This window comes from Marinobacter sp. BW6 (assembly GCF_008107725.1).
GTDB lineage: Bacteria > Pseudomonadota > Gammaproteobacteria > Pseudomonadales > Oleiphilaceae > Marinobacter.
On record NZ_VIRN01000057.1, the window covers coordinates 1 to 540 of the forward strand.

The 540-nt window shown below is 69.6% G+C and carries 4 pseudogenes; 2 read left to right on the forward strand and 2 right to left on the reverse strand.

Annotation, left to right across the window (positions count from 1 at the left end):
• Both FMN52_RS19965 and FMN52_RS19970 read left to right on the forward strand, forming a co-directional pair.
• A pseudogene (locus tag FMN52_RS19965) lies at window positions 1-162 on the forward strand (LysR family transcriptional regulator); the annotation flags it as partial.
• A gap of 35 nt (window positions 163-197) precedes the next feature.
• Window positions 198-275, forward strand: a pseudogene (locus FMN52_RS19970) (hypothetical protein); the annotation flags it as partial.
• On the opposite strand, the pseudogene FMN52_RS19975 reads toward FMN52_RS19970, so the two are convergent.
• Together FMN52_RS19975 and FMN52_RS19980 are read right to left on the reverse strand one after the other, a co-directional pair.
• Window positions 266-343, reverse strand: a pseudogene (locus tag FMN52_RS19975) (hypothetical protein); the annotation flags it as partial. The pseudogenes FMN52_RS19970 and FMN52_RS19975 sit on opposite strands and share 10 nt — an antisense overlap.
• 35 nt (window positions 344-378) lie before the next feature.
• Window positions 379-540, reverse strand: a pseudogene (locus FMN52_RS19980) (LysR family transcriptional regulator); the annotation flags it as partial.

A 540-nucleotide genomic window follows, 5' to 3' on the forward strand; every position in this document is an offset into this window, starting at 1 on the left:
GTGCAGTACCCCACCTACGACCGGCTGATGGTGGAGCTGACCAGCGACTGGACGCCGCCGGCGCTGGTGGTCGAACTGGTCTGGCGGCGCAACGAGGTGCTCGGCCCGGCGGCGGCCTGGCTCGGCGAAACCTTCACCCGCCACCTGCGCGCCATCGGCTGAGCCGGTCGGCGGGAGTTTTGCTAAGCTGCGCGCCCATGAACCGTACCCTCTATACCCTGCTGTTCCACCTCGGCTTGCCGCTGGTGGCGTTGCGCCTGTGGTGGCGCGCGCGCCACCACAGGCGCAACGCCACCAGCGGCAAGCCGAGGTGGAACAGCAGGGTATAGAGGGTACGGTTCATGGGCGCGCAGCTTAGCAAAACTCCCGCCGACCGGCTCAGCCGATGGCGCGCAGGTGGCGGGTGAAGGTTTCGCCGAGCCAGGCCGCCGCCGGGCCGAGCACCTCGTTGCGCCGCCAGACCAGTTCGACCACCAGCGCCGGCGGCGTCCAGTCGCTGGTCAGCTCCACCATCAGCCGGTCGTAGGTGGGGTACTGCAC